This is a genomic window from Caulobacter sp. KR2-114 (assembly GCF_049446115.1).
Classification (GTDB): domain Bacteria; phylum Pseudomonadota; class Alphaproteobacteria; order Caulobacterales; family Caulobacteraceae; genus Acaudatibacter.
Window position 1 is genome coordinate 492,126 of the sequence record NZ_JBMSEC010000003.1, and the last position, 23,426, is coordinate 515,551.

Consider the following 23,426-nt stretch of genomic DNA (forward strand, 5'->3'; position numbering starts at 1 on the left):
GCCGACACCGTGGCCAAGGGCGACCTGAGCGCCGACGCCAAGCCGCTGTCGGACAAGGACGTGCTGGGCCACTCGCTGAAGCAGATGATCGAGAATCTGCGCGCCACCGCCCAGCTGGCCGACAAGGTCGCCGACGGCGACCTCGGCGTCGAGGTCCGGCCGCAGTCGGACAAGGACAGCATGGGCCTGGCCCTGCAGCGCATGGTCGCCAGCCTGCGCGGCTCGGCCGAACTGGCCGACAAGATCGCCGACGGCGACCTGACGGTGACCGCCAAGGTGCAGTCCGACAGGGACACCATGGGCCTGGCCCTGAAGCGCATGCTCGAGCGCCTGAGCAACGTGGTCACCGAGGCGGCGAGCGCCTCGGAGAACGTGTCGTCGGGCAGCCAGCAGCTGTCCTCGGCCTCGGAACAGGTCAGCCAGGGCGCCACCGAACAGGCCTCGGCGGCGGAAGAGGCGTCGGCGGCCATGGAAGAGATGGCGGCGAACATCAAGCAGAACGCCGACAACGCGGCGCAGACCGAGAAGATCGCCCGTCAGTCGGCCAAGGACGCCGAGGTCTCCGGCGAGGCCGTCGCCCGCGCCGTCAGCGCCATGCAGACCATCGCCGAGAAGATCACCATCGTGCAGGAGATCGCCCGCCAGACCGACCTGCTGGCCCTCAACGCCGCCGTGGAAGCCGCCCGCGCCGGCGAGCATGGCAAGGGCTTCGCCGTCGTCGCCTCCGAGGTGCGCAAGCTGGCCGAGCGCTCGCAGACCGCCTCCGCCGAGATCAGCGCCGTCTCCTCCGAGACCGTCAAGGCCGCCCAGTCGGCCGGCGAGATGCTGTCCTCCCTGGTGCCCGACATCCGCAAGACCGCCGAGCTGGTGGCCGAGATCAGCGCCGCCTGCCGCGAGCAGGACATCGGCGCCAGCCAGATCAACGAGGCCATCCAGCAGCTCGACAAGGTCACCCAGCAGAACGCCTCCGCCTCCGAGGAGATGAGCGCCACCTCCGAGGAGCTCGCCGCCCAGGCCGAGGAACTGCAGGCCTCCATCGCCTATTTCCGAACCGACACCGCCGGGTCCCAGCGCCGGGCTCCCGCCCGCCGCCCGGCCGCGCCGCTCAAGACCCCTTCGATCCGCAAGTCCCCCGCCGTCGCCAAGGCCACGGTCGCCGTGCAGCAGGCCAAGGCCAAGGGCTTCGCCCTCGACCTCGCCCAGGGTGGCCCCGACGCCGACGACCAGGACTTCCGGGAGTACGCCTGATGGGTCAGCCCGCCCTCGCCGAGGACATCGCCGAACCCGTCGCGTCGAGCCGTCGCCGGCGCGAGGAGGAGCCCGCCCGCCTCGACCAGCTGAGCGGCAAGAACTTCCGCCGCCTGGCCGAGTTCATCCACGGCTACAGCGGCATCAAGATGCCGACGTCCAAGCGCACCATGCTCGAGGGCCGGCTGCGGCGGCGCATGCGCGCCACCCGCATCGACTCGCTGAACGGCTACTGCCGCTACCTGTTCGATGAAGGCGGCATGGACAGCGAGATCATCCACCTGATCGACGCCGTCACCACCAACAAGACTGAGTTCTTCCGCGAGCCGGCGCACTTCCGCTTCCTGGCGTCCAGCGCCCTGCCCGCCCTGGCCCGCACCGGCCGCCGCGAGATCAAGGCCTGGAGTTCGGCCTGCTCCACCGGCGCCGAGCCCTACACCCTGGCCATGGTGCTGGAGGAAAGCCGCGCCAGCACCCGGCAGGACTATTCGATCCTCTGCACCGACCTGTGCACCGAGGTCCTGGGGCAGGCCATCGCCGGGGTGTTCCCCGCCGCGATGATCGAGCCGGTGGAGATGGAGCTGCGCCGCCGCTACGTGATGCGCGCGCGCGATCCCCGTCGGCCCGAGGTGCGCATCGCGCCCGAGCTGCGTTCGCACCTGACCTTCGCGCGGCTGAACCTGATGGACGATCAGTACCCGGTCGATCGCGACATGGACCTGATCTTCTGCCGCAACATCCTGATCTATTTCGACAAGCCGACGCAGGCGGCGGTCTTGTCGCGGCTCTGCTCGCACCTGCGACCGGGTGGATACTTGTTCCTCGGCCACTCGGAATCCATCGTCGGCCTGGACCTGCCGGTGACGCAGATCGCCAACACCGTGTTCCAGCGAGCCTAGAGCCCCGTGCCACCCCGCAAGATCCGCGTCCTGGTCGTCGACGATTCCGCCACCGTCCGCCAGACGCTGGCCGACGTGCTGAATTCGGACCCGCAGATCGAGGTGCTGGGCGTCGCCTCCGATCCGTTCGTGGCCGCCCGGCGCATCCGCGACGAGATTCCGGACGTCATCACCCTGGACGTCGAGATGCCGCGGATGGACGGCATCACCTTCCTGCGCAAGCTGATGAGCCAGCACCCGGTGCCGGTGGTGATGTGCTCGTCGCTGACCGAGGCGGGCTCGGAAACCCTGATGCAGGCGCTGGAGGCGGGCGCCGTCGACATCATCCTGAAGCCCAAGGTCGGGGTCGCCGAGGCGCTGGCGGAATCGCGCATCCGCATCTGCGACGCGGTGAAGGCCGCCGCCGGCGCCCGCATCCAGGGCCGTCGCCACGCCCCCCCGGTGCTCGACGCGCCCTCGCCGCGCGCCAACCTGAGCCCGGGCGTGCGCGAGCCGGAGAAGAAGCTCAGCGCCGACGCCATGCTGCCGCCGCCCAGCGGCCGGGCCATGGCGCGCACCACCGAGAGCATCATCGCCATCGGCGCCTCCACCGGCGGCACGGAGTCGCTGCGCCAGGTGCTGGAAGCCCTGCCCTCGGCGGCCCCCGGCATCGTCATCGTGCAGCACATGCCCGAGAAGTTCACCGCCTCGTTCGCCAAGCGGCTCGACAGCCTGTGCGAGGTCGACGTCAAGGAGGCCGCCGACGGCGACGCCATCCTGCGCGGCCGGGTGCTGATCGCCCCCGGCAACCTGCACACCATGATCGAGCGCAGCGGCGCCAACTACTATGTCTCGGTCAGGCCGGGCCCGCTGGTCTCGCGCCACCGACCCTCCGTGGACGTCCTGTTCCGCTCCGCCGCCCGCTCCGCCGGCGCCAACGCCATCGGCGTGATCATGACCGGCATGGGCGACGACGGCGCGCGCGGGATGCAGGAGATGAAGCAGGCCGGCGCCCGCACCATCGCCCAGGACGAAGCCACCTCGGTGGTGTTCGGCATGCCCAAGGAAGCCATCGCGCTGGGCTGCGTCGACCGGGTGGTGGCCCTGTCCCAGATCGCCCCCGAGATGCTGCGGATGGCGGCCGCGCGTTAGCCGCCTGGGGCCCTATTTCCCTCTGTCATCCCGGAAAGGCGCGCCAGCGCCTTATCCGGGACCGCTGGAAGCGCCGATCGCCCAGTCATTTCCACGAACAACAGCGCCTGCCGCGGTCCCCGATATTCGCTGTGCGAATTCCGGGATGACAGTGGATATCAGAACAGCACGTCCTCGTCGGTCTCGGCGGCCGGCGCCGCCAGATCCACGGTCGCGAAGGTCAGTCCGGCGGTGAAGCTGGCGTGGGTCTCGCGTTCCTGGGCCATGGTGTAGCGCCTGGCCAGGCGCTCCAGCAGGTCGCCGAGCGGGGCCTCGAGGTCTTCCACGTGGATCAGGCCGTCGGCCCGCCGGTCGAAGGCCTCGGCGGCGGCGTCGATGGCCGCGCCGATCTCGCGCTGGAAGTCCATGCGCGCCACCGCCGCGTTCAGCGCCTCGACCACGGCGTCGCCCTGCCGGGCCAGCTGCTCGAGATCGGTCTCGACGGCCTCGCCCGCCTGGCGCAGCCGGTCGGCGGCCCCGGCCAGGCTGGCGCCGATGTCGGCGACCACGCCGCCTTCCATCTGGGCGTCGCGCTCGCCGGACAGCTCGGAGGCGCCTTCGGTCAGGCCTTCCAGCCCGCCCAGCGCCGCCTGCACCGACTCTTCCATATGCCCCGCGTGCAGGCGCAGCTCGACGGCGATCACCGCCAGCGGCTTGCCGGATTCGCCGATGCGGCTGCACTTCAGCGTCGTGTTGAGCGCCATCTGCTGCACATCGGTCTTCATGTCGCGCAGGCCGACGATCCGCTGGCCCAGCCGCGTGGCGGCCTCCGCCGCCTCGCCGCCCAGCCCGCGCGCCTGCTGATCGGCGCGGCTCATGTCGTCCACCAGGGTCACGGCCTGGCCGACCTGGCTCTCGAGCTGGCTCAGGAAGCCGCCGCCACGACCATCGTCGCCGAACGCCATCTCGCGCAGGCGCAGGATCTCGCGCGCATCGGTCGCCAGGCCGGCCATGGCCTTGCCGATGCGGCCGACGTCGGCGTGGAAGTCGGCCGAGGCCGCCCGCAGCTGGGCGGCGAGCAGGCCGTGCACATAGGCCGACATCCGGCGGAACTGGTCTTCATCCAGGCCCTGCGCCTGCGCCAGCATGGCCAGGCCCTCGTCCACGTGCTCCAGCCGCTGACGGGTGATGTCGCCGATCTGCAGGGCGCCGAGCGCCTGGCCGACCTTGCGCTGCACGGTGCGCGCCAGGTGGCTGACGCCCACGGCGGCCTGGCCGATGCGGTGGCGCTGGGCGGCCATGGCCTCGGCGCTGTGGCGCAGGCCGTTGGGCAGGGCCGGCAGCAGGCCGGCGCAATGCTCAGCCAGCGCCTGTTCCTGGGCCGCGGCGGCATAGAAGGCGCCGGCGAGCGCGCGCAGTTCGGCCTCGAAGGCGTCCAGCTGTCCGCGTCCCGCCTCGATGCAGTCGCAGATCTCCTGGGCGAAGTCGCCGAACTCGCGGCCGGCCTCGGTGATGCCGCCCGCGGTGATCTTCACGTTGATCGCATAGGCGCGCAGATAGGCGAGGTTGCGGCGCATGTCCTCGATGCCGCCGGTCAGGCGCCGGCCAGCGCCGCTCATGCGACCGATGCCCTCGCGCCGGCGCGCGCGCCGCTCGGGCAGGCGCATCAGGCCGTCGGCCGCGGCGTTCAGCTCGGCGGTGGTCTGCGCCACCGTGCCGACGTCGACGGCCGCCGCCAGCTGTTCCAGGGCGCCGACCAGGGCCGACAGGCCTTCGACCGCCCGCCCCAGCACCTCGCCGGCCTCCAGGAAGCGGCCCTCCACGGTGCGACGGGCGCGGCTGAGGCGGTCGGCGGCGTTCGAATGCCCGCCCTGCGGGGCGGCGGCGAACGGGGCGAAGTCGTCGGTCGTGGCGGCTGAGGTTCTCACGCGGGGGACCCTGCACGACCACCCACGAAGGCCGGGTAAAGATCGGCGTCCTGCGGCGCCATGTCCGTCTCCTCGCCAGGCCGGGCCAGCGCCGCCTGAAGCGCGGCCACCAGGCCCTGGCCGGTGATTGGCTTGCCCAGGTGCAGGTCCGCGCCGGCCGCGGCGCTGGCCGCCCGGTGCTCCGCCAGCGCATTGGCGGTGAGCATGATGATCGGCGTGCGCGGACGACAGGCCTCGGCCTCCAGCTGCCGGATCGCGCGCACGGCGGCCAGGCCGTCCATCACCGGCATCTGCATGTCCATCAGCACGGCGTCGAAGCGGGCGGCCCGGAAGGCGTCCACCGCCTGGGCGCCGTCCTCCGCGCTCACCACCTGCGCCAGGTCGCCGAGCATGAGCTGCACCACGCGCCGGTTGGTGGGGTGGTCGTCGGCGATCAGGATGCGCAGCTCCGGCAGCGACGCCCCGCTCCCCGCGGCGTCCGTCTCCCAGCGATCGGGGACGACGGCGGGCAGGGGGATCTCGAACCAGAAGGCGGCGCCCTCGCCCGGCCGCCCCTCGCCGGTGATCGTCCCGCCCATGCGGGTGACCAGTTCGCGACTGATCGCCAGGCCCAGGCCGGACCCCTCGAACCGCCGCGTATAGCTCTCGTCGGCCTGGAAGAAGCGCTCGAACAGGCGCGGCCCCAGCTCAGGATCGAAGCCGATGCCGGTGTCGGCCACCGTGAAGCGCACCCGCTCGCCCATCGTGCGGTTGACCCGCACCTCTATGCGGCCGCGCTCGGTGAACTTGGCGGCGTTGGACAGCAGCTGGTCCAGCACCTGGCGCAGACGCCCGGCATCGCCGGTGACGGCGCCGGTCAGCTCGGGGTCGAGCGCCGCACGCAGGCCGATGCCGCGCAGGGCAAGCGCCGGACGCACCTCATCGAGGGCCTGGTCCAGCACCTCGCCGATGGAGAACGGCGCCGGGTCCAGCGCCAGTTCGCCGCGCTCGGCGCGGACGATCTCCAGAATATCGGTGACCAGACGCTCCAGAGCGCGACCCGAGGCGCGGATCATCACCGCCAGCTCTCGGCCACGATCGGACAGGGTCTCGCCGGCCAGCAGCTCAGCGCCCGCCAGCACGCCGTTCAGCGGCGTGCGCAGCTCGTGGCTCATGTTGGCGATGAAGGCGCTCTTGGCCTGGCTGGCCTGTTCGGCCGCCTCCAGCGCCGCTTGCAGCTTCTCGGCCGCGGCCCTGCGCTCGGTGACGTCGTCGCCGATGGTGACCAGGTGCCGGGGCCCGGCGTCGTCGTGTGTGGCGAGGATCTTGAAATTGAAGTAGCGCGGGCCGTCGCCCACGGACGGAAAGGTGACGTGTTCGAGCCGCGCCATGCGCCCCTCGCGCAGCACCGCCTCGTCGGCGCCGCGGATGCGGGCTGCGCGGTCGGCCGGCAGTATCTCCTCGGCGAGGCGGCCGATGCCCTCGCCACCCTCGATTCCCATCAGCTCCTCCACCGCCCGGTTCATCACCAGGTAGCGGCGGGTGTTGGCGTCCTTGACCGTCAGCGGCGCCGGCAACAGCTGGATCACGGTCTCCAGGAAGGCCTGGGTCTCCACCGTCGCGGTGACGTCGCGCGAGACGGCGATCAGTTCGCTGACAGTCGCCCCGTCGCTGCGCACCGGCGAGACCAGGGTCTCCCAGTAGGCGCCGCCGCCCTGGTCGTCGCGAAAGAAGGTGCGGAAGCGCTGTTCCTGGCCGCCGGCGGCCCCCGCCAGGGCGCGCGCCAGCGAGGCGCGGCTCTCGGCCGGCCAGACATCGACGATGGGAAAGTCCTCGGCGTCGCCGCCGGCGGCCTGCAGCAGGCTGCGCCCCCGGCTGTTGGCGAACCGTGTCCGGCCATCGACGGACAGAATCCACATGCAGTCCTGACCGGCGTCGGCCAGCTGCCGAAGATAGTCCCCCGCCTCGCCTTGCAGCGCGGGTGGTAGCGCCGGGCGTTCTTCGCCTGCCAAGCCCCAGATCCTTCATCGGCCCCGTTCTGGAGCCGCTCCGCCGACCAGCTAACAGAACAGCCGTTGCGGATACGTTGAAGAACGCGGATTTTCGACCGGCGCGGCGCGCGATTGCCCGGGACCCGCCCACCGGGCGGATCCCGTCGTCGCTAGCTAGCGCGCCGGGGGCGCCGGAGGCGGCTCCAGGTCGAAGCTGATGGTGGTGATGCGGGCGTCGAGGGCGTCCACCACGGACTTGGTCAGATCGTTGCCCATGTTGCCGCCGAGCACCGCATTGCGGTCGACCAGCAGGCCGCAGCCGTGCGCCTTGTAGACCGCCGGAACCACCTGTTCCATCTCGCCGTGGATGCGCTGCAGCGCCTTCTGCCGGGTCAGCTCCCACTGCTGGGACCGCAGGTTGGCCTTCTGCTGCAAGGCGGCCGCGCGCGTGCGCAGGGCGCGCGCCTTGGCGTCGAACTCGGAGGGCTTGAGCGAGGCCTTCTGCGCCTGCAGGGCCTTGTCGTCGGCTTGCAGGGCGGCCGTCTCGCTGTTCACCTCCGCCTGCGCCGCGCGTTGCAGTTCCTGAAGGCGCGCGGTCGCCGCCTGGCCCACCTTGGCGTTGGCGTCCACCGCGGCGACGGACATCAGGCAGACGCCGGGCACCAGCGGCCCGCCCAGCGGTGGGCTTGAGGCCGTCTGCGCGACGGCGAGACCCGGCGCGGCCAGGGCCAGCACAAGGGCGGCGGAGATCATGGATCGCATTCAGTTCAACCTTTCCTCGATGGCCGGAGATCGGCGGCCGGCGCCGCGCTCTTCCGTCCGGCGCCGCCTCGATGCGGCAGCTTGACGGTCAAATCATGGCGTCGGCCGGCGGGCGGCCCGTTCGGCGCGCAACCTAGCAACCCCGCGCGGCGACGCCAGACGATTCGAGACCGGCGTTACGCAGAATCGCGGTCTAGCGGCCGGTGAACTTCGCCGGGCGCTTCTCGACGAAGGCCGCCATGCCCTCCTTCTGGTCGTCGAAGGCGAACAGCGAGTGGAACAGCCGCCGCTCCAGCATGATCCCCTGGTGCAAAGGCGTCTCGTAGGCGGCGTTGACCATTTCCTTGGTCAGCTTGACCGCGTTGGGCGACAGGCCGGCGATCCTCTTCGCCGCCTCCAGGGCCGTCGGCAGCAGCTGGTCCAGCGGAACCACCCGGCTGACCAGGGCGCAACGCTCGGCCTCGGCGGCGTCCATCATCCGGCCGGTGAGGATCATGTCCATGGCCTTGGACTTGCCGATGAAGCGGGTCAGCCGCTGGGTCCCCCCCGCCCCCGGCGAGACGCCGAGGTTGATCTCCGGCTGGCCGAACCGGGCGTTCTCGGCGGCGATGATGAAGTCGCACATCATCGCCAGCTCGCAGCCGCCGCCCAGGGCGAAGCCGGCCACCGCCGCGATCACCGGCTTGCGGCAGCGCGAGGCGCGCTCCCAGTTGCGGGTGATGAAGTCCTCGCCATAGACCTCGGCGTAGGACTTGGAGGCCATCTCCTTGATGTCGGCGCCGGCGGCGAAGGCGCGGTCCGAACCGGTGATCACCGTGCAGCCCACGGACGGATCGGCCTCGGCGGCGTCCAGGGCCGCGGTCAGCTCGTCCATGAGCTGGCCGTTGAGGGCGTTCAGCGCCTGCGGCCGGTTCAGCCGGATCAGGGTCACGCCCGGCTCGGGGCTCTCGACGATCAGGGTCTCGTAGGCCATCGGCTGTCCTTTCAGATATCGGCTAGGCGCTTAAGGCGCGGCGTGCGCCCCGTCCAGCGAGGTGTCAGCAGTCGCGCCCCGGCGCCTCGCCGCGCGGGCCGGACTCGGCTAGAGCGATCGTCATGCAACGGCATATCGACTTCGAGGGGATCGAGAACTTCCGCGACTTCGGCGGCTATGCCGGCGCCGGCGGGCGGGCGCTGAAGGCCGGCCGGCTGTACCGCTCGGGCTACCACGCGCACGCCACCGACGCCGACCTCGCCCGGCTGCGCGACCTCGGCGTCACCGCCATCGTCGACCTGCGCCGCCCCGAGGAGCGCCGGCGCGAGCCCGCCAGGCGCTGGCCGGGGTTCGACGCCCAGGTGGTCGAGAACGACATGGTCTCCGAGCATCACGACTGGCTGGACGTGCTGCGGGGCCTGGACGAGGTGACCCCGGCCTGGTTCTACGAGGACAGCCTGGCGATGTACCGGCTGAGCCCCTTCGAGGCGCGCCACATCGACCTGTTCCGCCGCTATTTCCGCATCCTGGCCGATGGCGAGGGTCCCCTGGTGGTGCATTGCGCGGCCGGCAAGGACCGCACCGGCCTGATCTGCGCCCTGACCCACCATCTGGCCGGCGTGGCGCACGACGACATGATCGCCGACTACCTGCTGACCAACGACGAGGCCCGCATCGAGCGGAAGATGGGCTTCCTCGGCGGCTGGATGCGCGACCAGGCCGGGGTCCGGGCCAGCCCCGAGGCGCTGCGCATGGCCGTCTCCGTGCATCCCGACTATCTGCAGGCCTCGTTCAAGGTGATCACCGACCGCAGCGGCTCGGTGGATGCATACCTGGCGGATGTGCTGGGGGTGGATGAGGCCATGCGCGAGGCGATCTGCGAGCGGTTGCTAGGGTAGGGCCGGCGCGTTCGCAGGCCCCCTCCACCATTCGGCTGGTAGCCGAATGGTCCCCCTCCCCCGCTCCGCTTCGCTCCGCGTGGGAGGAGAAGAGGCCGCGCCGCTGCGATTCCTGCCCCGTGAAACGGGGAAGGGGGACCATTCGGCCGAAGGGCGAATGGTGGAAGGGGCCACAGGTCAGCGCCTGCTAAGCCAGTTCCTCCAGCTTTCCCCGAAGCATCTGCAGCACGGCGGAGAAGTCCTTGTCGCCGTGGCCGAGGCCGGCGAACAGGGCGTAGAGGGCCTCGGCCTGCGCGCCCAGCGGGGTGCTGGCGCCGGAGGCGGCGGCGGCGGCCTGGGCCAGCTTCAGGTCCTTGAGCATCAGGTTGGCCAGGAAGCCGCCCTCGTAGTTGCGGTTCGAGGGCGCCGTAGGCACCGGACCGGGCCAGGGGCAGTAGGTGGTCAGGCTCCAGCACTGGCCGGACGATTTCGAGGCGATGTCGAAGAACCGCTCCGGATCGAGGCCCAGCTTCTCCGCCAGGGCGAAGCCCTCGCAGACGCCCAGCATCGACACGCCCAGAACCATGTTGTTGCAGATCTTGGCGGCCTGGCCGGCGCCCGCGCCGCCGGCGTGGATCACCGCGCGCGCCATCGGCGTCAGCACCTGCTCGACCTCGGCGAACACCTCGTCGGCGCACCCCACCATGAAGGCCAGGGTTCCGGCGTCCGCCGCCATGATGCCGCCGGAGACGGGGGCGTCGGCCGCACGGAAGCCGGCCGCGCTCGCCGCCTCGGCCACCGCGCGGGCGCTGTCAACGTCGATGGTGGAACAGTCGATCAGCAGCGTCCCCTGCCGGGCGTGAGGGATGACATCGGCGCTCCAGACCTGGCGCACGTGCGCGCCCGCCGGCAGCATGGTGATCACCACGTCGGCCTCGCCCACCGCCTCGGCGGCGGAGGCGGCGATGCGACAGCCATGGCCGGCGGCGCGGTCGAGGGCGGCCTGGACCAGGTCATAGGCGATCACGGTCTGGCCGGCCTTGACCAGGTTGGCGGCCATGCCGCCGCCCATGTTGCCGAGGCCGATGAAGGCGATGGTGCTCATGCGGATACCTCTTGCGAGAGCGGCGCCCAGTCGTGGTCCAGCGGGGCGAAGATGGCGTCGATGGCGGCGTCCGTGACCCCCGCCAGGTCCGGCGGATTCCAGGCCGGGGCGTTGTCCTTGTCGACGATCACCGCGCGAACCCCCTCGCGGAACTCGGCGCTGGTCCCGACCCGGCAGGCGACGCGGTATTCGGTGACCATCTCCTCGGCGAAGCTGGCGGCCTTCAGCCCCTCGGCCAGCAGCCGGGCGGAGACCTTCAGGCTGGTGGGCGACTTGGTCGCCAGGATCCGCGCCTGGTCCTTGGCCCAGGGCGACGGGTCAGTGGCCAGGGCCGCCATCACCTCCTCCACGCGGTCGTGGGCGAACAGGCGGTCGATCTCATGGCGCAGGGCGCCGATCGGGGCCGGGCCGGGATCGACGTGGAAGCTCTGCAGCACCTGTTCCACCTGTTCGGCGTCCGCCGCCAGGGTCTGCTTCAGCGCCGCAAGCTCGCTCGACGGGACATTGTGGGTGGCGATCCCCAGGGCGAGGCAGTCCGCCGCCTTTATGCGCGCGCCGGTGAGCGCCAGGTAGAGCCCTGTCCGCCCCGGCAACCGCGGCAGGAACCAGCCCCCGCCCACGTCCGGAAACAGGGCGATGCCGGTCTCGGGCATGGCCAGCGTGGTGCGCTCGGTGGCGACGCGATAGCGGCTGGTCCAAGACAGCCCGACGCCGCCGCCCATGGTCACCCCGTCCATGATCGTCACGATCGGCTTGGGATAGTCCGCCATCAGGGCGTTCAGCTGGTACTCGATGAAGAAGAAGTGCTTCGCCCCCGAGCCGTCGCCGGCGGCGCTCTCGGCCAGGAAGCGGATGTCGCCGCCGGCGCAGAAGCCGCGCTCGCCGACGTGGTCGATCATCACCGCGTGCAGCGTAGGATCATCCCGCCACTGCAGCAGCGCCTTGGTCATGCCCTCGATGACGGCGATGTTCAGCGCGCCCAGGGCCTTGGGCCGGTTGAGGCTGAGCCGGCCCAGCGCGCCCTCGCGGGAGACGACGATCTCGGGGTCGACCTGGGGGTCTTCGCTCATCCCTTCAGCATCTCCCTCATTTCAGCATCTCTCGGGCGATGATCACGCGCATGATCTCGTTGGTCCCTTCCAGGATCTGGTGCACCCGCAGGTCGCGGACGATCCGTTCCAGGGGGTAGTCCTTGAGGTAGCCATAGCCGCCGTGCAGCTGCAGCGCCTGGTTGGCCACCTCGAAGCCGGCGTCAGTGGCGAAGCGCTTGGCCATGGCGCAGTACCGGGTGGCGTTCGGATCGCCGGCGTCCATCGCCGCCGCCGCCCGCCGCACCATCAGCCGCGCGGCGTCGAGCTCGGTGGCCATGTCGGCCAGGCGGAACTGCAGCGCCTGGAAGTCGGCCAGCGGGCGGCCGAACTGCTTGCGGGTGGACAGGTGCGCCTGCGCGGTCTCCAGCGCCAGACAGGCGCCCCCCAAGGAACACGAGGCGATGTTCAGCCGCCCGCCGTCGAGACCGGCCATGGCGAAGCGGAACCCCTGCCCCTCGTCGCCGACGCGGTTGGCGGCCGGCACGCGCACGCCGTCGAAATGCACCATGGCCGTCGGCTGGCTGGACCAGCCCATCTTGCGCTCCTGCGCCCCGAAGCTGAGGCCGGGGGTTCCGTTCTCCACCACGAAGGTGGAGACCCCGCGCGCGCCCGCCTCGCCGGTGCGGGCCATGACCACATAGAGGTCCGAGGTCCCGGCGCCGGAGATGAACGCCTTGGCCCCCGTCAGCACATAGTCGTCGCCCTCCCGGGTCGCCGTGGTCACGAGAGAGGCGGCGTCCGAGCCGGAGCCGGGCTCGGTCAGGCAATAGGAGGCGATCAGCTCCATGCTGGTCAGCTTGGGCAGGTAGCGCTGGCGCAGGTCGTCCGCGCCGAAGCGGTCGATCATCCACGAGGCCATGTTGTGGATCGAGATGAAGGCCGCGGTGGAGACATCGCCGTGGCTCAGCGCCTCGAAGATCAGCGAGGCGTCCAGCCGCCCCAGACCCGAGCCGCCCACGTCCTCGCGCACATAGATGCCGGCGAAGCCCAGGGCGGCCGCCTGGCGCAGCACGTCGACGGGGAAGTGCTTCTCCTCGTCCCAGCGCGCCGAATGGGGCGCCAGCTCTGCCTCGGCGAAGGCGCTGGCGGCGTCCCAGATCGCCTGCTGGTCCTCGTTCAGGGTGAAGCTCATCGCCGCAAGGTCCCTATTTCATGGTCGGGATGACGAACGCGCTGTCGGCCGATTCGCCTTCCGGCCAGCGCGCCGTCACGGTCTTGACCTTGGTGTAGAACCGCACGCCCTCCATGCCGTGCTGGTTGGCGTCGCCGAAGGCGCTGCGCTTCCAGCCGCCGAAGGTGTGGTAGGCCACCGGCACCGGGATCGGCACATTGATGCCGACCATGCCGACGTTGACCCGCGAGGCAAATTCGCGCGCGGCGCGGCCGTTGCGGGTGAAGATGGCGACGCCATTGCCGTATTGGTGGGCGGATGGCAGTTCGAGGGCCTCCTCGAAGCTCTCGGCGCGGACCATCTGCAGCACCGGGCCGAAGATCTCCTCCTGGTAGGTCCTCATGCTCGGCTTGACGTGGTCGAACAGGCTGGGGCCGACGAAGAAGCCCTTCTCGTAACCCTGCAGGGTGAAGCCGCGGCCGTCGACCACCAGCTCGGCGCCCTCGTCGACGCCCATCTGGATATAGCCCTCGATCTTGGCGCGGTGCGCGGCGCTGACCACCGGGCCGTACTGCGCCGCCGCATCGGTGGAGACGCCGACCTTCAGCGTGTCGATCTCGGCCAGCAGCCGCTCGCGCAGGGCCTCGGCGGTCCTGGCGCCCACCGGCACCGTCACCGGCAGGGCCATGCACCGCTCGCCGGCCGAGCCGTAGGCGGCGCCCACCAGGTCCTTCACCGTCTGGTCGAGGTCGGCGTCCGGCAGCACGATGCCGTGGTTCTTGGCCCCACCCATGGCCTGCACCCGTTTCCCCTCGGCCGTGCCGGTGGCGTAGACATAGTGGGCGATGTCGGAGGAGCCGACGAAGCTCACCGCCCGGATCTCCGGATGCTTGAGGATGGCGTCGACGGCCACCTTGTCGCCATGCACCACGTTCAGCACCCCGGCCACGTCGATGCCGACCGCGGCCCCGGCCTCCATGAACAGCTCCGCCAGCCGCACCGGCACGCTCGGGTCCTTCTCGGAGGGCTTGAGGATGAAGGTGTTGCCGCAGGCCACCGCCACGCCGAACATCCACATCGGGATCATGGCCGGGAAGTTGAACGGGGTGATGCCGGCGACCACGCCCAGGGGCTGGCGCATGGAATAGACGTCGATGCCGGGGCCGGCGCCCTCGGTGTACTCGCCCTTCAGCGCGTGCGGGATGCCGCAGGCGAATTCGATCACTTCCAGACCACGCTGGATATCGCCCTTGGAGTCGGCGACCACCTTGCCGTGCTCGGACGACAGCAGGCTCGCCAGCTCGTCCATGCGCGCCTCGACCAGGCGCTTGAATTCGAACAGCACCCGGGCGCGGCGCTGCGGGTTCACCGCCGCCCAGCGCAGCTGCGCCGCCGCCGCCGCGCGGACCGCCGCGTCCAGCTCGGCCGCGCTGGCCAGGTCAACCGTGGCCTGGACCTCGCCGGTGTTGGGATCGAACACTTCGCCCGTGCGGCCGGAGGTTCCGGCGAGCGAGGCGCCGCTGACGAAATGGCTGATCTGGCGCATGGCTGTTCCCGCGTTCCTCGAATGGGCCTGAACCCCTAGCACCGCATGGCGCCGCCGCGCCGCTGCAAATTCCCACCTTGCTACCTGCACTTCTGCAGCTCATAGCTCGCCGATGTTCGACTGGGACGACCTCAGGGTGTTCATCGCCGCCGCCCGGAGCGGAACCACGGCCGCCGCGGCGCGGCGCCTGGGCCTCGACGCCACAACCGTCGGCCGGCGCATCGCCGCCCTGGAGAGCGCCCTGAAGGCGACCCTGTTCGTGCGCACCCGCAGCGGCCTGCAGCTCACCGCCGCCGGGACGCGGCTGCTGGACGGCGCCGGCGTCGCCGAAGCCGCGATGAACGCCGCCCTGGAAAGCGCCCAGGCCGACGCCACCGCCGGCGCCGTGGCCGGCGCCGTGCGGCTGAGCGCCCCGGAGGGCTTCGGCGGTCAGGTGCTGGCCCCCGCCCTGCCGGACCTCGCCCGCCGCCACCCGCGCCTCGCCCTTGAGCTGATCGCCAATCCCGGCCTGATGTCGCCGCTGAAGCGCGAGGTGGACATGGCCATCACCCTCAGTGCGCCGGAAAGCCCGCGTCTGCTGGTCGAACCGCTGACCGACTACGCCCTCGGCCTCTTCGCAGCGCCGGCCTATCTCGCCGCCCGTCCGGCTCCGGCCAGTGTCGAGGCGCTCGGCGATCATTGGCTGGTCGGCTATGTCGAGGACCAGATCTATGCGCCCGAGTTGCGCTATCTCGAGGAGATCGACCCGGGGCTGCGGCCGCGCCTGTCGTCCACCTCGCTGCGCGCCCAGCGGCAGATGCTGGCGGCGGGCGGCGGCGTCGGCGTGCTGCCGTGCTTCATGGCCGAGGGCCTGGTGCGCGTGCTGCCGCAGACCGTTCGCCTGACGCGTCGCTTCTGGATTTCCACCCACCGCGACGTGGCGGCCACCGCGCGCATCCGCGCCGTGCGCAACTGGCTGAAAGCGCTGGTCGCCGCCGAGCGGGCGGTGCTGACGCCGCAATCCGCCTGACGTCGGGAAGCCGCCCGCAGCCGCCGCAGTGCGCTGGCGCCCCCGCCCGCGCCCGTCAGCCGACCCGCCGCTCCACCAGGGCGTCGACCTGCCGGTCGGAGCGCAGGCAGAGCACCGTGGCCCGGCTCGCCACCCGACGGACCGAGGCCTCGACCGCCCGCGTCCACGCGCCGAACGCCAGAATGGTGCGGACATAGGTGAGGCCGAAGCCCTCGTCGCAGCCGTCTGGTCGGTCGGCGCGCGGCCGCATGCGCCCGATCCGCGTCTTGCGCCAGGTGCGCCACAGCCTGAGGGCCGTCGGACGGTCCAGCCAGATCACCAGGTCGGCCCGGGGCAGGCTGAGCGCCGCGGCCTCGTGATAGGTTCCCTCGACCACCCAGGCGTCCCCGGCAAGCGCGGCGGCCACACGCGCGCGGAAGGCGTCCTCGCCGACCGGCGCCCAGCCCGGACCGTAGAAGAGACGGTCGAGGTGGGTCACCGGCAGGCCGAGCCGTTCGCCCAGGCGTCGCGCGAGCGTCGACTTGCCGGCCCCCGCGCCACCCATCACCACGATGCGGCGGGCCAGGTCGACGGGCGGCAGGTCGTCCTGCCTGCGGGCCTGGAAGCGCCGGCGCCAGAGCAGCGCCAGGAGCGCGGCGTTGGCGACGCCGGAAAGCGTCAGCACCAGCAGCACCCCGGTCAGGCCAAAGCCCAGCCTCACCCCGACCCACCAGCTGAAGGGCAGGTGGATCAGCCACTGGTTGGCGAAGCCGAGAAGCGATGCGGCCGTGGTCGATCCGGCGCCGCGAAGGGTGTAGCCCAGCACTGTCGAGACGCCGGTCACGCAGAGGCTCAGCGCCATCAGGCGGGCCGGCGCCACGGCCAGGGCGACGGTGGCGGGGTTGCTGAGGAAAAGGCGCAAGGCGGCCTCGGGAAAGGCCAGAAGCGCCAGTGAAAACGGCGCCAGGATCGCCGCGGCGAAGCCGGCCGACATCCAGCCCCAGGCCTCGGCCTCACGCGGCTGGGCCCGCCCCAGGGCGGCGGAGACCTGGCTCGCGGCGGCGGTGCCGACCCCTCCGGCGGCGAAGGCGCCGACCAGGGCCAGGGTGTTGATCGCGCTGGCCGCCGCCAGCGGCGCGACGCCGATCCGGGCGATCACCGTGAAAGCCAGGGTGAGGCCGACGTAGTACAGCGACTGCTGCAGGCTGATCGGCAGGCCGATGCGGGCCATCTCGCCCAGATCGCGGCCCGGCGGCGGCCGGCGCAGGCCCGGCGTGCGCCAGGCCAGGGCGACGTGCAGGCCCAGGGCGAAGGTGGCGGCCAGGCTGGCGCCCAGCCCGGCCCCGAACGGCCCGAGCGCGGGCAGGCCCGCGGGGCCGAGCGACAGGGTCCAGCACAGCAGGGCGTGCGCCGGCGTCTGCGCCACGCTGACCAGCAGCGCCCGCCCCGGTCGGCCGACGCCGTACCAGTATGCGGCGAACGTCATGTTCAGCCCCAGCACCGGCAGGAGCGGCGCAAATCCCTCCAGGAACGCCTGGCCGGCGCGCGCCGCGGCGACATCGTGGACGGCCAGGGGCATCACCCTCGGCGCGGCGCCGTAGATCACCGCCATCAGCGCCACGCCCAGACCGGCGCTCACCATGAGGCCCCGGCGCAGGGCCCGGCCAGCGCCCGCGGCGTCGCCCGCGCCCAGGCGATGCGCGGACAGGGTCTGCACCGCCGCATCGAGACCGAACAGCAACGCCAGGAGGACGGAGAACAGGGCGTTGGCCACGCCGACACCCGCGAGGGCCGCATCGCCCAGCCGCCCGACCAGGGCCGTCGTGATCACGCCCAGGGCGTTCTGGATCACCAGGGCGGCGATCGCCGGCCAGGCCTGGGCAGAGAGGGTTTTCAGGTGGGTCACGGACAGCAAGACGGCGCTCCAGGGTTTTGCCGACCCTGAGGCGCCGCTTGACGTAACAATACTGAATTCGATGCAGCTATGATTTCGATGGAATCGAAATCATAGCAACGCCGCTAGACCCTTCGACCCACCACCGCGTGGTAGGCGAACAGCACCACGATCGCGCCGATCACCGCCACGAAGATGCTGTAGATGTTGATCCCGGTCGCGCCGGAATGGCCGAAGAAGTTGAAGATGAAACCGCCGACGATGGCGCCGACGACCCCAAGGACGATGTCCATGAGGAAGCCTTCGCCGCGCTTGTTGATGATCTTGCTGGCGATGAAGCCCGCGATCAGGCCGACCACCAGCCATGCGAGAATGGACATGACTCTCCTCCACGAGAGGAGGCGGACCCGCTCCGCCTTATGCCCGAAGGAAATCGCGAACGCGGCGGGGGTTCCGGCGCGGCCGCACACGGCGGCTACACATTCACGCGTTTCAGGATGCCCATCAGCATCGGCGCCATGTACAGCCGGTCGGCTTCGCGCGGCTCGCGCTCGCGGTCGCCCAGCCGCAGGTCGGCCACCGAATTGATCGCCGCGTTCAGCATCTGCGCCGCCACGGCCGGGTCCACCGGACGCAGCACTCCAGCGGCGACGCCGTCGGCGATCATGCCGGAGAAGCGCCGGGCGATGCGGTCGGAGCGCTCGATCACCGGCGCGCGCAGGGCCTCGGGCAGGGATTGCAGCGCCGAGGTGCGCATCAGCGGCCCGCGCGGCGTCAGCTGGAATTCCGCCAGCGCCGCGGCGGCCGAATGCAGCCTGACCCAGGGGTCTGCGTCCAGCCGCAGCGCCTCGCTCTGCGCCGCCTTGAGCACGTCGTAGGTCCGCTCGAAGCCGGCCAGCACCAGGTCGTCCTTGGCCTCGATGTGGTGATAGAAAGCGCCCTTGGTGCGCTTCAGCGCGGCCGAGATCCGCTCCACCGAGGCGCCCTTGTAGCCGTGCTGGTTGATCTGGCGGATGGCGGCCGTGATCAGCGCCTCCGGCGCCGCGCCGAGGCGCGGGGTCATGGCCTGCTCCAGGTCGAGCGGCCGCGGCGCCCAGATCGCCCCCGGGGCGGCGATGCCGTTCAGCAGCACGTCCAGCATGCGCTCGCAAAGCCGCGCCTGGTCCTCGGCGTCGTATCGGCCCCGCCAGGCGCGCAGCCAGTAGATCTGTTCCAGGATGATGTTGGTGCGCGCGGCCGCGGCGCTGGCGCGCAGCCAGGCCAGCTCGGGCGTCCGGAGAAGGTCGCGCACCTTGCCGAAGAAGGTCATGTAGCGCTGCAGCACCAGGCTGAGGATCGGCTCGGACAGGGTGCGGATGTCGGAGAAGATCGGGATATCCGGCTCCTCGCCCCGCCGGATGCGCTCGCTGAGGGCGAAATAGCCGCGGACGAACAAGGTCAGCCGCGCCTCGGCGGTGTCCCCCTCCATGGCGGCGGCGGCCAGCGCCTCCAGCCGCACCAGCCCCGCCTCGAAGCAGGCGGCGGCCAGGGCTTCCTTGCGGCCGAAATAGTAGGCGATGCCGGTGGTCACCATGCTGGCGCGGGCGGCGACGTCGGCCAGGGTCATGCCGCGCACGCCGCGCTCGTTCAGCATCTCGGTGGCGACGCCGATGATCAGGTCGCGGCGGGCCTGGAACTTTCGCCCGCCTCGCCCGCCGCCCGTCGCGCCCCCGCGCGTCATGGCCCCGCTCGTGTCATCCATGCCCCCGGGCTAGCCCGGGGGGCGGGCCCCGTCCACTGCCATTGGGTTGTGCGCGACCGGATGCGGGTCAGGTGACCTGAGTGATGGCGGCGGCCCGCGTCGCCGGATCTTCGCCGTGGGCAAGCTCCGCGATCGCCGCCGCCTCCTGGATGGTGGCCAGGTTGTGCTCGTGCGTCGACTTGTCGATCCGGTAGTAGCGCAGCACGAAGATCGCCGCGCCGCTGAGCACGGCGGTGATCGGCAGGTAGGCCACGGCCAGGTTGTGCACGATATGCGGGTCGACCGCGCCCTGCTGCGTCCTGACCGGGAAATGCACGGCGGTGACCAGCAGCCCGCCCAGGAAGGCGCCGATGCCGCCGGTCAGCTTGGGCAGCAGGCCGTTGGCCGCGAACAGCAGCCCTTCCGAGCGCACGCCGGACCGTGCCGCCTGGTCCTCCACCACGTCGGCGACCATCGACGAGACGATGATGTAGCCCATCAGGCCGAGAATGCCGGCAACGAACACGTCGGCGCTGAGCAGCACCGTCACCCAGACGCTGCCGTTGGGCGGCGCCAGGCCCGTCAGGCGCATCGTGATCGGCACCAGCGACGCCACCAGCGAGATGGCGAACAGGCTGATCATGGTCGGCTTCTTGCCGTAGCGCTTCGACACGATCGGCGCGAGCACCGTCGCCAGGATGCTGGCCGGCAGGGCCGCGAACACAAGGGTGGCGGTGAGCTGCGGCGGCAGGCCCCAGAAGTAGAGGTAGAGGTAGGGATTGACCGTCGCCGTCACCCCGCCGGCCACCCCCGAGATCAAGCCCGAGGCCATCAGCGCCGCCATCGACGGGTTGGTCAGGGCGCCGAACGATTCCCTCAGCGCCACGCGCGCGCCGGTCTTGCGGATCGTCGGCGGGCTGAGGGTTGGGATCAGCCGGTGCGTGGCCGCGGACGAGAACAGGATCGACACCAGGATCACAACGGCGGCGATCGCGCCCCACTGCGAATATCCCTCGCGGTTCAGCACGCCCAGGGTGTGGGTCGCGTCGCGGCGCAGGAAGACGATGTTCAGGAAGGCGATCATCACCGTCGCCCCGAGGATGCCGAAGAACCAGCGGTAGGCCAGCAGCCCGGTGCGGTCGTTGTAGTCGGGGGCCAGTTCCGGGGCGAGCGCCGAGGAGGGGATCTCGTACATGGCGTTGAAGATCCGCACCACCACCAGCACCGCCACCATGTAGGCGAACAGCTGCATGGGCGCCCAGGCGGTCGGCGGGTGCCACAGGGCGTAGAACGCCAGGGCGCAGGGGAGGGCCGACGCGTACATGAACGGGTGGCGCCGGCCCCAGCGGGTCGAGACGCCGTCCGACCACTGGCCCACCAGCGGGTCCACCACGGCGTCCACGATCTGCGAGACCATGATCGCCGCCCCGACCAGAACCGCCGATATCCCCACGGCCAGGTTCAGGTATTGCACGATGATCGAGGTGGACAGCGCCTGGCTGGCCACCCCGAAGGCGACGGAGCCGAAGCCATAGCTGAGCTTCACGCCCAGCCCCAGCCGGGGCGCGGGCTTGTCTTGCGGCATCGGACGTTCCTCGACCTTGTGTGGTTTTGCCCTCCAGTTCACCGGAAGCGGTATTGCAGTTCAACACCGTATGTCCGTGGCGGGATCAGGCCAATGGTCTGGCTGTAGGCCAGGGTCCCCGGCGCGGCCGCCCCCAGCAGGGTCGCGCCGACGTTGTCGGCCCCCGCCGCGTTGTTCAGGTTCTTGGCGAAGGCGATCACCGTGTAGCGGTTGGCCTTGTCGGTGAAGCTGGCCCGCAGGTCGACCTGGCTATAGGCCGGCGCCAGGTACCAGGGCCGGTTGAAGATCGCATCGTAGGTGCGGTCCTTCCAGATATAGCTGGCCGACAGGGTCAGGGTCCCGGCGTCGAGGTGGAAGGTGTAGTTGCCGTTCAGCGCGACCTTGTTGCGCGGCGACTCCGGCACCGTCTGCCCGACCACGCTCTGCAGGCCCAGGCCCGGCTGGATGGCGTCGGCGAAGCAGCAGCCGCTCTTGATGGTGGCGTGCAGGTAGGAATAGCTCAGCAGCAGCTGCAGGTCGTCGGTCGCCTGCCACACCGCCTCCAGCTCGGCGCCGTAGGACACCACGTGGTTCAGGTTGACGAAGATCGTCGTCACCGGCCCCTGCGGCGGCTGGGTCGACAGCGGAATCTGCATGCCGAAGTAGTCGTAGTAGAACAGCGCCCCGTTCAGCTGCAGCCGCCGGGCCAGCGTCACCTTGGCGCCCAGCTCATAGGCGTCGATCGCCTCCGGCTGGGTCTCCGGGAAGGGCGACAGGGTGCCGGAGTTGAAGCCGCCCGACTTGTAGCCGCGGCTGTACTTGAAATAGGCCATGGCGTGTTCGGTGGGCGTCCACTGCAGGCCGGCCGTGCCGGTCCAGGCGCTCCAGGCGCCGGAGAGGTTGCGCGAATAGACGCCGGTCTTCGGATCCACCGTGATCGGGCCGGCGCCCGGATATACCCCACTCAGCGGCGCGATCAGGAAGCTGGTGATGTCGAGCGCCGGAGTGAAGGCGCCATACACCGCCGGATCGAAGCCGCAGGCCGGCAGGGCGAAGCACAGCTGGCGGGTATGCTCCACGCCGCTCTTGGCGTCGTGGCTGTAGCGGATGCCGCCGGTGATCTTGAACTGGCTGTTCAAGGACCAGTCCGCCTGGGCGAAGCCCGCGTACGAGCTCTCGTGCATGTTCTGGTCGATGTAATAGATGTCGCGGCTGGGATTGGCCGGCGCCCCGGCCGGCGCGGCCAGCTGCGCCTGGTCCGGCAGCGGGATGTCCACCGGCTGGTTGTAGTGCTCGTGGTACTGGTAGAAGCCGACGATCCACTGCAGCGGGCCATGCCCCGTCGAGGTCAGGTTCAGCTCGTTGCTGAAGTAGGTCTTGTTCTCCTTGTAGCCGAAGATCACCGTTGGATAGACCGTCAGCGGCGGGCAGGCGAAGCCGCCGCACACCAGGCTCGGGTTGGTCGGGATCTGGTATGAGGTGATGCTGGTATTGTCGTAGTCGGTCAGCAGGGCGTAGCGATAGGTGCTGAACCCGCCGATGTACTTCAGGTCGGCGTTCCACGGCGTGTGCCAGGTCAGGTGTATCGCGGCGTTGTAGTCGTTGGTCAGATGCGCCCGCTCGGGCGTGTTGGTCGAGAAGTTGCGGATGTTGCTCAGGCCCGGGTTCTGCGTGGCCGAGCCGATCTCCGTGAACCCCGGCAGGGTGAAGCCGAACGACGATCCCGGGCCCAGGCTGCCGGGCGGATACTCGGCGTAGTCGTAGGACCCCACCGAATTGCCGCCCCGGTATGAATTGTCGTAGCCGAAGTCGCTGAGCTTGGCCCAGAAATCCAGGTGCTCGCCGAGGTTGGCGTCGACCTGGCCCTCCACGTACCAGCTGCTGCCTCGGCCGCCCTCGCTGGGTCCGCCGGCGACGTTGTGGAAATAGCCCCGGGTCTGCTCATTGCGATAGGCCGCCAGCCGGAAGCGCCATTCGTCGTTCAGCGGGCCGGACACGGCCGCCTCGACATTGTGCGTCCCGTAGTTGCCGATCACCGCCCGGCCTTCGGCGTAGAAGGTCCGGCTGGGCCGACGCGAGATCGAGTCGATGGCCCCGCCGACGGAGTTGCGGCCATAGAGGGTGCCCTGTGGTCCGCGCAGCACCTCCACCCGCTCGACGAACAGGGAGTCGCCGGCCGCGGCCACCACGCTGGAATTGTAGACCCCGTCCGAATAGGTGGCCACGCCGGGGTCGGTGGACAGGTTGTTGGTCTGGCGGCCGACGCCGCGCACATAGGCCCGGTCCAGCGAGGTGGAATAGGCCAGGCCCGGCGTGAAGTTGGTCAGGTCCTGGATGGTCTCGATCCCCACCAGGTCGCGCTGCTTCGACGTATAGGCCGAGACCGCCACCGGCACCTTCTCGAGGTTCTCGCTGCGCTTCTGCGCCGTGACCAGCACCTCGCCCAGCACCGGGGCGGAGGATGACGGCGCGTTGGCGTCCGTCCCGGCGTCCGCGGCCCTGGCCGCAAGGCCGCCCGCCAGCCCGCCGGCCAGCGCCATCCAGCCGCAGGCAGCCCGCAGCAGCACTTTCCTGGACATGTCAAACCCTCCCCTTCGGCGCGAACGCCGTTTTGTTTTCCAGGTACGCTTCCATCCCAC

The 23,426-nt window shown here is 70.8% G+C and carries 18 protein-coding genes; 5 read left to right on the forward strand and 13 right to left on the reverse strand.

Features of this window, described 5'->3' with window-relative positions:
- Positions 1-201: 201 nt before the first annotated feature.
- Genes ACO2Q3_RS14675 through ACO2Q3_RS14685 form a run of 3 tightly spaced genes read left to right on the forward strand, consistent with a single transcriptional unit; the run spans position 202 to position 3,278 of the window.
- Positions 202-1,248, forward strand: a complete 1,047-nt coding sequence (locus ACO2Q3_RS14675; protein ID WP_423308011.1) for a methyl-accepting chemotaxis protein — start codon at positions 202-204, stop codon at positions 1,246-1,248.
- Positions 1,248-2,147 carry a CheR family methyltransferase gene (locus ACO2Q3_RS14680; RefSeq protein WP_423307731.1) on the forward strand — a complete coding sequence of 300 codons (900 nt, stop codon included), beginning with the start codon at positions 1,248-1,250 and terminating at the stop codon, positions 2,145-2,147. Before ACO2Q3_RS14675 ends, ACO2Q3_RS14680 begins: the two co-directional genes overlap by 1 nt.
- Positions 2,148-2,153: 6 nt before the next feature.
- Positions 2,154-3,278 (forward strand): protein-glutamate methylesterase/protein-glutamine glutaminase, encoded by a 1,125-nt coding sequence (locus tag ACO2Q3_RS14685; RefSeq protein WP_423307733.1) that lies wholly within the window; start codon positions 2,154-2,156, stop codon positions 3,276-3,278.
- A gap of 158 nt (positions 3,279-3,436) precedes the next feature.
- Here ACO2Q3_RS14685 and ACO2Q3_RS14690 read toward each other — a convergent pair whose 3' ends face one another.
- The 4 genes from ACO2Q3_RS14690 to ACO2Q3_RS14705 all read right to left on the reverse strand — a co-directional run bounded on the left by ACO2Q3_RS14690 (position 3,437) and on the right by ACO2Q3_RS14705 (position 8,890).
- Positions 3,437-5,185 carry a hypothetical protein gene (locus tag ACO2Q3_RS14690; RefSeq protein ID WP_423307735.1) on the reverse strand — a complete coding sequence of 583 codons (1,749 nt, stop codon included), beginning with the start codon at positions 5,183-5,185 and terminating at the stop codon, positions 3,437-3,439.
- Positions 5,182-7,176 carry an ATP-binding protein gene (locus tag ACO2Q3_RS14695; protein ID WP_423307736.1) on the reverse strand — a complete coding sequence of 665 codons (1,995 nt, stop codon included), beginning with the start codon at positions 7,174-7,176 and terminating at the stop codon, positions 5,182-5,184. Before ACO2Q3_RS14695 ends, ACO2Q3_RS14690 begins: the two co-directional genes overlap by 4 nt.
- A gap of 153 nt (positions 7,177-7,329) precedes the next feature.
- Positions 7,330-7,917, reverse strand: a complete 588-nt coding sequence (locus ACO2Q3_RS14700) for an OmpH family outer membrane protein (RefSeq protein WP_423307737.1) — start codon at positions 7,915-7,917, stop codon at positions 7,330-7,332.
- Between the two features lie 193 nt (positions 7,918-8,110).
- The gene (locus ACO2Q3_RS14705) at positions 8,111-8,890 is read right to left on the reverse strand and encodes an enoyl-CoA hydratase (RefSeq protein ID WP_423307738.1); all 780 of its coding nucleotides are present in this window, start codon (positions 8,888-8,890) and stop codon (positions 8,111-8,113) included.
- A 122-nt stretch (positions 8,891-9,012) separates the two neighbouring features.
- On the opposite strand from ACO2Q3_RS14705, the gene ACO2Q3_RS14710 reads away from it, so the two are divergent.
- Positions 9,013-9,789: a tyrosine-protein phosphatase gene (locus tag ACO2Q3_RS14710; protein WP_423307739.1), complete on the forward strand. Its 777-nt coding sequence runs from the start codon at positions 9,013-9,015 to the stop codon at positions 9,787-9,789.
- A gap of 187 nt (positions 9,790-9,976) precedes the next feature.
- On the opposite strand, the gene mmsB is transcribed toward ACO2Q3_RS14710, so the two are convergent.
- Genes mmsB through ACO2Q3_RS14730 form a run of 4 tightly spaced genes read right to left on the reverse strand, consistent with a single transcriptional unit; the run spans position 9,977 to position 14,621 of the window.
- A complete protein-coding gene (gene mmsB, locus ACO2Q3_RS14715; protein WP_423307740.1) occupies positions 9,977-10,873 on the reverse strand; it encodes a 3-hydroxyisobutyrate dehydrogenase in 897 nt (298 codons plus the stop codon).
- Positions 10,870-11,943, reverse strand: a complete 1,074-nt coding sequence (locus ACO2Q3_RS14720) for an enoyl-CoA hydratase/isomerase family protein (protein ID WP_423307741.1) — start codon at positions 11,941-11,943, stop codon at positions 10,870-10,872. The genes mmsB and ACO2Q3_RS14720 overlap by 4 nt, the downstream gene beginning before the upstream one ends.
- A gap of 16 nt (positions 11,944-11,959) precedes the next feature.
- Positions 11,960-13,096, reverse strand: a complete 1,137-nt coding sequence (locus tag ACO2Q3_RS14725; protein WP_423307742.1) for an isobutyryl-CoA dehydrogenase — start codon at positions 13,094-13,096, stop codon at positions 11,960-11,962.
- A 13-nt stretch (positions 13,097-13,109) separates the two neighbouring features.
- Positions 13,110-14,621, reverse strand: a complete 1,512-nt coding sequence (locus ACO2Q3_RS14730; RefSeq protein ID WP_423307744.1) for a CoA-acylating methylmalonate-semialdehyde dehydrogenase — start codon at positions 14,619-14,621, stop codon at positions 13,110-13,112.
- Between the two features lie 112 nt (positions 14,622-14,733).
- Between ACO2Q3_RS14730 and ACO2Q3_RS14735 the strand changes: the two genes are divergently transcribed.
- Positions 14,734-15,630 (forward strand): LysR family transcriptional regulator, encoded by an 897-nt coding sequence (locus ACO2Q3_RS14735; RefSeq protein WP_423307746.1) that lies wholly within the window; start codon positions 14,734-14,736, stop codon positions 15,628-15,630.
- A 55-nt stretch (positions 15,631-15,685) separates the two neighbouring features.
- Here the strand turns inward: ACO2Q3_RS14735 and ACO2Q3_RS14740 are convergent, their stop codons facing one another.
- From ACO2Q3_RS14740 to ACO2Q3_RS14760, 5 genes are all read right to left on the reverse strand, one after another.
- Positions 15,686-17,515, reverse strand: a complete 1,830-nt coding sequence (locus ACO2Q3_RS14740) for an MATE family efflux transporter (protein ID WP_423308013.1) — start codon at positions 17,513-17,515, stop codon at positions 15,686-15,688.
- Between the two features lie 113 nt (positions 17,516-17,628).
- Positions 17,629-17,883 carry a GlsB/YeaQ/YmgE family stress response membrane protein gene (locus ACO2Q3_RS14745; protein WP_423307748.1) on the reverse strand — a complete coding sequence of 85 codons (255 nt, stop codon included), beginning with the start codon at positions 17,881-17,883 and terminating at the stop codon, positions 17,629-17,631.
- Positions 17,884-17,978: 95 nt separating this feature from the next.
- On the reverse strand, positions 17,979-19,223 hold the full coding sequence (locus tag ACO2Q3_RS14750) for a TetR/AcrR family transcriptional regulator (RefSeq protein ID WP_423307750.1): 1,245 nt from the start codon (positions 19,221-19,223) through the stop codon (positions 17,979-17,981).
- Positions 19,224-19,311: 88 nt separating this feature from the next.
- Complete coding sequence (locus tag ACO2Q3_RS14755; RefSeq protein ID WP_423307752.1) at positions 19,312-20,808, reverse strand: MFS transporter; 1,497 nt, start codon at positions 20,806-20,808, stop codon at positions 19,312-19,314.
- A gap of 38 nt (positions 20,809-20,846) precedes the next feature.
- A complete protein-coding gene (locus tag ACO2Q3_RS14760; RefSeq protein WP_423307754.1) occupies positions 20,847-23,366 on the reverse strand; it encodes a TonB-dependent receptor in 2,520 nt (839 codons plus the stop codon).
- Positions 23,367-23,426: the final 60 nt, after the last annotated feature.

Excerpts from the sequence above, each read along its gene's own strand:
- ACO2Q3_RS14745 (WP_423307748.1), bottom strand. The coding sequence starts at position 17,883 with ATGTCCATTCTCGCATGGCTGGTGGTCGGCCTGATCGCGGGCTTCATC.
- ACO2Q3_RS14675 (WP_423308011.1), top strand. The coding sequence starts at position 202 with ATGGTCGCCAGCCTGCGCGGCTCGGCCGAACTGGCCGACAAGATCGCC.
- ACO2Q3_RS14760 (WP_423307754.1), bottom strand. The coding sequence starts at position 23,366 with ATGTCCAGGAAAGTGCTGCTGCGGGCTGCCTGCGGCTGGATGGCGCTG.
- ACO2Q3_RS14755 (WP_423307752.1), bottom strand. The coding sequence starts at position 20,808 with ATGCCGCAAGACAAGCCCGCGCCCCGGCTGGGGCTGGGCGTGAAGCTC.
- ACO2Q3_RS14730 (WP_423307744.1), bottom strand. The coding sequence starts at position 14,621 with ATGCGCCAGATCAGCCATTTCGTCAGCGGCGCCTCGCTCGCCGGAACC.
- ACO2Q3_RS14750 (WP_423307750.1), bottom strand. The coding sequence starts at position 19,223 with ATGACGCGCGGGGGCGCGACGGGCGGCGGGCGAGGCGGGCGAAAGTTC.
- ACO2Q3_RS14735 (WP_423307746.1), top strand. The coding sequence starts at position 14,734 with ATGTTCGACTGGGACGACCTCAGGGTGTTCATCGCCGCCGCCCGGAGC.
- ACO2Q3_RS14725 (WP_423307742.1), bottom strand. The coding sequence starts at position 13,096 with ATGAGCTTCACCCTGAACGAGGACCAGCAGGCGATCTGGGACGCCGCC.
- ACO2Q3_RS14700 (WP_423307737.1), bottom strand. The coding sequence starts at position 7,917 with ATGCGATCCATGATCTCCGCCGCCCTTGTGCTGGCCCTGGCCGCGCCG.
- mmsB (WP_423307740.1), bottom strand. The coding sequence starts at position 10,873 with ATGAGCACCATCGCCTTCATCGGCCTCGGCAACATGGGCGGCGGCATG.
- ACO2Q3_RS14720 (WP_423307741.1), bottom strand. The coding sequence starts at position 11,943 with ATGAGCGAAGACCCCCAGGTCGACCCCGAGATCGTCGTCTCCCGCGAG.
- ACO2Q3_RS14680 (WP_423307731.1), top strand. The coding sequence starts at position 1,248 with ATGGGTCAGCCCGCCCTCGCCGAGGACATCGCCGAACCCGTCGCGTCG.
- ACO2Q3_RS14705 (WP_423307738.1), bottom strand. The coding sequence starts at position 8,890 with ATGGCCTACGAGACCCTGATCGTCGAGAGCCCCGAGCCGGGCGTGACC.
- ACO2Q3_RS14710 (WP_423307739.1), top strand. The coding sequence starts at position 9,013 with ATGCAACGGCATATCGACTTCGAGGGGATCGAGAACTTCCGCGACTTC.